This window comes from Paraburkholderia dinghuensis (assembly GCF_003837865.1).
In the GTDB taxonomy this organism is placed as follows: domain Bacteria; phylum Pseudomonadota; class Gammaproteobacteria; order Burkholderiales; family Burkholderiaceae; genus Paraburkholderia; species Paraburkholderia dinghuensis.
The window spans coordinates 263,998-270,867 of sequence record NZ_RQIS01000009.1; the positions used below are offsets into that span (position 1 = coordinate 263,998).

At 61.8% G+C, this 6,870-nt stretch carries 6 protein-coding genes; 5 read left to right on the forward strand and 1 reads right to left on the reverse strand.

Going from position 1 to position 6,870, the window contains the following annotated elements; translation table 11 throughout:
* The 4 genes from cyoB to D1Y85_RS14565 are packed head-to-tail and all read left to right on the forward strand — an operon-like array spanning position 1 to position 3,261.
* Positions 1-2,010 carry a cytochrome o ubiquinol oxidase subunit I gene (cyoB, locus tag D1Y85_RS14550; protein WP_124151752.1) on the forward strand — a complete coding sequence of 670 codons (2,010 nt, stop codon included), beginning with the start codon at positions 1-3 and terminating at the stop codon, positions 2,008-2,010.
* A 3-nt stretch (positions 2,011-2,013) separates the two neighbouring features.
* Entirely contained in the window at positions 2,014-2,622 is a 609-nt protein-coding gene (cyoC, locus tag D1Y85_RS14555; protein ID WP_124151753.1) for a cytochrome o ubiquinol oxidase subunit III, read from the forward strand.
* Positions 2,619-2,999 carry a cytochrome o ubiquinol oxidase subunit IV gene (gene cyoD / locus D1Y85_RS14560; RefSeq protein WP_124151754.1) on the forward strand — a complete coding sequence of 127 codons (381 nt, stop codon included), beginning with the start codon at positions 2,619-2,621 and terminating at the stop codon, positions 2,997-2,999. Before cyoC ends, cyoD begins: the two co-directional genes overlap by 4 nt.
* Positions 3,000-3,018: 19 nt before the next feature.
* Positions 3,019-3,261, forward strand: coding sequence for a hypothetical protein (locus tag D1Y85_RS14565; protein WP_124151755.1), 243 nt, complete (start codon positions 3,019-3,021; stop codon positions 3,259-3,261).
* On the opposite strand, the gene D1Y85_RS14570 is transcribed toward D1Y85_RS14565, so the two are convergent.
* Positions 3,249-4,166 carry a LysR family transcriptional regulator gene (locus D1Y85_RS14570; protein WP_124151777.1) on the reverse strand — a complete coding sequence of 306 codons (918 nt, stop codon included), beginning with the start codon at positions 4,164-4,166 and terminating at the stop codon, positions 3,249-3,251. The two genes, D1Y85_RS14565 and D1Y85_RS14570, sit on opposite strands and share 13 nt — an antisense overlap.
* Positions 4,167-4,394: 228 nt before the next feature.
* Between D1Y85_RS14570 and D1Y85_RS14575 the strand changes: the two genes are divergently transcribed.
* Complete coding sequence (locus D1Y85_RS14575) at positions 4,395-6,680, forward strand: NADP-dependent malic enzyme (RefSeq protein WP_124151756.1); 2,286 nt, start codon at positions 4,395-4,397, stop codon at positions 6,678-6,680.
* The last annotated feature ends 190 nt before the right edge of the window (positions 6,681-6,870 follow it).

Consider the following 6,870-nt stretch of genomic DNA (forward strand, 5'->3'; position numbering starts at 1 on the left):
ATGTTTGGAAAACTTACCCTCGATGCCATTCCATGGCACGAGCCGATCATCATGGGCACCGGCGCGGTGGTGGCGCTCGGCGGTCTCGTGCTGCTCGCCGCCATTACGCTTGCTGGCAAGTGGACGTATCTGTGGCGCGAGTGGATCACGTCGGTCGATCACAAGCGCATCGGTGTCATGTACATCATGCTCGCCATCGTGATGCTGCTGCGCGGTTTCGCAGACGCCATCATGATGCGCGCCCAGCAGGCCATCGCGTACGGCGACGCGGCCGGCTATCTTCCGCCGCATCACTACGACCAGATCTTCACGGCGCACGGCGTCATCATGATCTTCTTCGTCGCGACGCCGCTGATTCTCGGCCTCATGAACGTGGTCGTGCCGCTGCAAATCGGCGCGCGCGACGTTGCGTATCCGTTCGTCAACTCGCTGAGCTTCTGGCTCTCCGTCGTGGGCGCGGTGCTCGTGATGGCGTCGATGTTCGTCGGCGATTTCGCTGCGGTGGGCTGGGTTGCGTATCCGCCGCTTTCCGAACTCGGCTATAGCCCGACAGTCGGTGTGGACTACTACATATGGGCGCTACAGGTGTCGGGTCTTGGCACGACGCTCTCCGGCATCAACTTCATCGTGACGATCCTGCGCATGCGCGCGCCAGGCATGAATCTCATGAAGATGCCGGTGTTCGTCTGGACCGCGCTCATCACGAACATCCTGATCGTCGCCGTGTTCCCCGTCCTCACGGGCACGCTCGCGCTGCTCACGATGGACCGCTATCTCGACATGCACTTCTTCACGAACGAGCTGGGCGGTAACGCGATGATGTACATCAACCTCATCTGGGTATGGGGTCACCCCGAGGTGTACATCCTGATTCTGCCTGCGTTCGGCGCGTACTCGGAGATCATCGCGACGTTCTCGGGCAAGCCACTTTTTGGCTACAAGTCGATGGTCTACGCGACTTCGTCGATTGGCATTCTCTCGTTCTTCGTGTGGCTGCATCACTTCTTCACCATGGGCTCGGGCGCGAACGTCAATGCGTTCTTCGGGATCATGACATCGATCATTTCGATCCCGACCGGCGTGAAGCTCTTCAACTGGCTCTTCACGATGTATCGCGGACGCATCCGCTATACCACGCCCACGCTCTGGACCATCGGCTTCATGGTCACGTTCGCGGTGGGCGGCATGACCGGCGTGCTGCTCGCGGTGCCCGGCGCGGACTTCGTGCTGCACAACAGTCTCTTTCTCGTCGCGCACTTCCACAACGTGATCATCGGCGGCGTGGTGTTCGGCTGTCTCGCGGGCATCACCTTCTGGTTCCCGAAGGTATTCGGCTTCACGCTCGACGAGTTCTGGGGCAAGGTCTCGTTCTGGTGCTGGTTGATCGGCTACTGGCTCGCTTTCACGCCGCTCTACATCCTCGGTTTCGACGGTATGACGCGCCGCATGAACCATTACGACGTGGCGAGCTGGCATCCGTGGCTCGTGGTCGCGCTGATCGGCGCGGTGTTCGTGGGTCTGGGCATTCTCTCGTTCGTCGTGCAGATCGTGGTCAGCGTCCGCGCGCGCGATGCACGCCGCGACCTGACCGGCGACCCGTGGGACGCGCGCAGCCTCGAATGGTCGACGGCATCGCCCGCGCCGTTCTACAACTTCGCGCACTTGCCCGTCATCACGTCGATGGAGCAGCACTGGACGAACAAGGAATCGGGCCGCGCCTATGTTCAGCCCAGGTCGTACGAGGACATTCACATGCCGCGCAATACGGGCGCAGGGTTCGTGATCTCGGCGTTCAGCCTGCTGTTCTCGTTTGCGCTGGTCTGGCACATGTGGCTGTTCGCTGCAGTCGGTCTCGTCGGCATGATCGTGACGTTCATCGCACGGAGCTATGACACCGATGTCGACTACTACGTCCCGGCGTCCGAGGTCGCGCGGATCGAAAACGCACGCTTTGCGCAGCTCGGCATCAAGCGCGTTGAACAACGCGAGCAAATCGAGGAGATGGCTTAAACCATGGCTCACGCTGCTACTACTCACCACCACGCGCAGGATCACGCTCACGATGATGGCGGAACCAAAACCACGCTGGGGTTCTGGATCTACCTGATGAGCGACTGCCTCATCTTCGCCACGCTGTTCGCGACTTTCGGCGTACTCGCCAATGCGACAGCGGGCGGCCCGACCGGCCGCGAACTATTCGATCTGCCGTACGTGCTGGGCGAAACGTTGCTGCTGCTCGCGAGCAGCTTCACTTTTGGCCTCGCGATGCTCTCGTTGCAGGCCAACCGGCGCAATACCGTGATGGTCTGGCTCGCTGTGACGTTCCTATTCGGCGCCGCTTTTATTGCGATGGAGGTGAATGAATTCGCGAAGCTCATCGCCGATGGAGCGGGACCCAGTACGAGCGCATTTCTTTCGGCGTACTTCACGCTGGTCGGAACGCACGGGCTGCACGTCACAGTTGGTCTGCTCTGGATCGCGGTCATGATCCATCAGGTCTCGAAGTTCGGCATGACCGGCTTCGTGCGTCGGCGGCTTGCGTGCCTGAGCCTCTTCTGGCACTTCCTCGATCTCGTCTGGATCTGTGTGTTTACGTTTGTTTATCTGCGTGAGGTTCTATGAGCAAGCCGCATTCTCATTCGCTCGACAAGATCGGGCACGGGGCTGCGCACGGCAGTCTGCGTAGCTATGTGGTCGGTCTTGCGCTTTCGCTGCTGCTGACGCTCGCATCTTTCGGTGCCGTCACGGCCGATATACTGCCGCGCGATGTCGGGCTTGTCGTCATCGTCGTGCTGTGTGTGGTGCAACTGATCGTGCAGCTCGTGTGGTTCCTGCATATCGGCACGGCGCGCGATCAGCGTTCGAACACCGGCATCTTTCTTTGCACGGCGTTTCTCATCATCGTGATCGTCGGGCTTTCGCTCTGGGTCATGCACAACGCCAACGTGAACATGATGCCGACGCAGATGTCCGTCGAGCGCGCGATGGCGCACGACTAGCAGCGCAGATCAGCCGAACGTGAGCGAATACGTGCGCACGCCCGGATCGACGAAGCCGGGTTTGAAACGTGCGCCCGGCAATCGCGTCCGGCTGATTGATCAACTGATAAGGCCGCTGGCCAGCTTTGACGCCATTGCCGTTTTTATCGGCATCGGCGTCGTGACTCGCGCCTGCGTGTTCACGCCAGCAGGCAATGAGCGATTAGCCCCGGGGAGTCCGGTATATCGGACTACTTTCACCAGGGCGATTCACGCCGTCTGACCACTCTCCGCTTGCAGATACAGATCCCGCAATGACTGCCCGAACGCGGCATCCACATCACGTGTCACGCCGGCGCGCGTGAACATGGCGACAGGCGGCAACGTCCAGTCGAGTGTATAAGGCACGATCGCCACACCGGCGAAATGCACGAGTTCCTCGGCGATATCCGCGGGCACGATCGACACTGCGTTTTCGTTCGCGACAATCATTTCGCCGATCAGCCGCGACGAATAACTCTCGACGATCGGCACAGGCGGCGCTACGCCCGCCTGCAGAAAGATATCGGCGATCTGTTCGCGCACGGGTGTGTGCGGCGCGCCAAGAATCCAGTCGAGTTCAACGAGCTTGTCCCACGACAGGCGTGCGCGTGCGAGCCGCGCGGCCAGCCGCCGGCTCGCGATGAACCGCGGTTTTTGCTGATGCAGCACCTCGAAGCGCAATTGTTCGAGATCGACCGTCGCCGACGCGCGTCCGATCACGATATCGAGCGTGTGATCGCGTAACAGCGGCATGAGCATGTCGCTCGTGCCTTCGTGGATCGTCATCGTGAGCCGATGCGGCAGGCGCGCTTGCGTGAGCTGGATCGCCGAGGCCAGCGTGCGCCCGGAAATGAACGGAATCACGCCGATGTGCAGCCGCGTCGCGTGGCCGGCGACGACCGCCTCGATATCGCGGGCGAGATGGTCGAGGTCGTGCAGCATGGCCTCGGCGCGCGCGAGTACGACGTTGCCGAGCGTGGTAGGGGTCATGCCGCGCGACGAACGCTCGAAGAGCGCGCCACCGAACATGCTCTCCATTTCCGCTAGCGCGTTGGTGACGGCTGGCTGGCTCGTAGCGACGAGCCCGGCTACTCGCGTAAGCGAGCCGTGCTCGCGAATCTGCAGCAATAGCACCAGATGGCGCATCTTCAGGCGCGTGCTCAGGCGCCGGGTGACTTCGTCAGTGCTCAAAGTTGTCACGGGGACAGATCGAATTTCAGGATGGTTGGGGTTCGGACAGCAGGCGACATCACAAAAAAGTTATGCCCCTATACTAAATCAAAATTATGGGATTATGGCGGCTGCCTAGAATCGCCTCATTCGACCCCGCCGGGACGCTCCCGGTGCCAGAAACACCCGACACGAGTGAGAACCATGAACCAGATCGATCGCCAGGCCGCTCTCGATTACCACCAGTATCCGACCCCCGGAAAGATCTCGGTGACGGCGAGCAAGCCGCTCGTCTCGCAGCGTGACCTCGCGCTCGCCTATACGCCGGGCGTCGCGGAGGCCTGCGGCGAGATCGTCACGGACCCGCAAAACGCGTTCAAGTACACGAGCCGCGGCAACCTGGTCGGCGTCATCACGAACGGCACGGCGGTGCTGGGCCTCGGCAACATCGGCGCGCTGGCGTCCAAGCCGGTGATGGAAGGCAAGGCCGTGCTGTTCAAGAAGTTCGCGGGCATCGACGTCTTCGACATCGAAATCACCGAATCCGACCCGGACAAGCTCGTGGAAATCATCGCGAGCCTCGAAGCGACCTTCGGCGGCATCAACCTCGAAGACATCAAGGCGCCGGACTGCTTCACGGTCGAGCGCAAGCTGCGCGATCGCATGAAGATTCCCGTCTTCCACGATGACCAGCACGGCACGGCGATCACGGTGTCGGCGGCGTTCCTCAACGGCCTGACGGTGGTCGGGAAGGACATCCGCGAAGTGAAGGTCGTGACCTCGGGCGCGGGCGCGGCGGCGTTGGCGTGTCTCGACCTGATGCTCGATCTGGGTCTGCCCATCGAAAACGTCTGGGTCACCGACATCGAAGGCGTGGTCTACCAGGGCCGCAAAGAACTGATGGATCCGGACAAGGCACGCTTCGCACAGGACACGTCGGCGCGCTCGCTCTCCGACGTGATCGAAGGCGCCGACGTGTTCCTCGGCCTCTCGGCGGGCGGTGTGCTCAAGCCCGAGATGGTGAAGAAGATGGCGGCGAAGCCCCTGATCCTCGCGCTCGCGAACCCGACGCCCGAGATCTTCCCGGAAGTGGCGCTCGCAGCGCGCGATGACGTCGTCATGGCGACGGGACGTTCGGACTTCCCGAACCAGGTGAACAACGTCCTCTGCTTTCCGTATATTTTCCGCGGCGCGCTGGACGTGGGCGCGACGACCATCACGCGCAACATGGAAATCGCGGCGGTGCGCGCGATCGCGCAGCTCGCGCAGGAAGAGCCGAACGATTCGGTCGCCGCGGCTTATGGCGCATACGACCTGCGCTTCGGCCCGACGTACCTGATTCCGAAGCCCTTCGATTCGCGTCTGATTCTGCGCATCGCACCGGCGGTGGCGAAGGCTGCGATGGAGGACGGCGTGGCGACGCGCGCCATCGACGACTTCGAGGCCTACACGAACGAGCTGCAGCAGTTCGTCTACCACTCGGGCGCGTTCATGAAGCCGGTGTACTCGATGGCGAAGCAGTTCGTTCGTGAGGGCGGCAAGTCGCGGATCGTGTTCGCCGAGGGCGAAGAAGAGCGCGTGCTGCGCGCGGTGCAGGTGATCGTCGATGAAAAGCTCGCGCGTCCGATCCTGATCGGCCGCCCCGAAGTGCTGCTCGCGCGCATCGAGAAATTCGGTCTGCGGCTGCGTCTGGGCGAAGACGTCGAAGTCACGAACCCCGAGTACGACGAGCGTTTCCACCAGTACTGGACGACGTATTGGGAAATGCGTTGCCGCGACGGCATTTCGAAGGAAATGGCGCGCGTGGAAATGCGCCGCCGTCTGACGCTGATTGCCGCGATGATGGTGCGCCTCGGCGACGCTGACGGCATGGTGTGCGGCACGGTGGGCGGCTATCACGATCACCTGCGCTTCATCGACGAAGCGATCGGCAAGGCGCGCGGCGCGAACACCTATGCGGCGATGAACATCCTGCTGCTCGACAAGCGCACGGTGGCGCTCGTCGATACGCACGTCAACGACAATCCGGACGCGGAGCAGATCGCCGAGTTCACGATCGCGGCTGCGAAGCAGATGGCGTGGCTGAATCTCTCGCCGAAGGTTGCGCTGCTTTCGCGCTCGAATTTCGGCTCGGGAAGCTCGGCTTCTGGAACGAAGATGCGCTCGGTGCTCAAGCTCGTGAGCGAGCAGGCGCCGGATCTGGAAATCGACGGCGAAATGCACGGCGACTGCGCGCTCGACGAATCGCTGCGCGAGCGCATCCTGCCGCAATCGCGCTTGAAGGGTGCGGCGAACCTGCTCGTGTGCCCGAACGTCGATTCAGGGAACATTGCCTATAACCTGCTCAAGACGGGTGCGGGTAACAATGTGGCGGTGGGGCCGTTCCTGCTTGGCGTGAATGCGCCGGTGAATATCCTCACGTCCAGTTCGTCGGTGCGCCGGATCGTCAATATGACTGCGCTGACCGTGTTGCAGGCTAATCGCGATTGAGTGTCTGGCCCAATTCGGGCTTGAGGGACGGCGGTGCGCGTAAGCGCGCCGCCGTTTTTTTGGGGGTTTTCCGTAGATTTCCAGGGAAGGGCTCTGTTCGACCCAGCCTATGTGAAAACGCTGTTTTCCGCCGCGCGAGCCATGGACGGCCAGACCGGTCGAGTTTTTTTACGGTGAGTTTGAATTGATC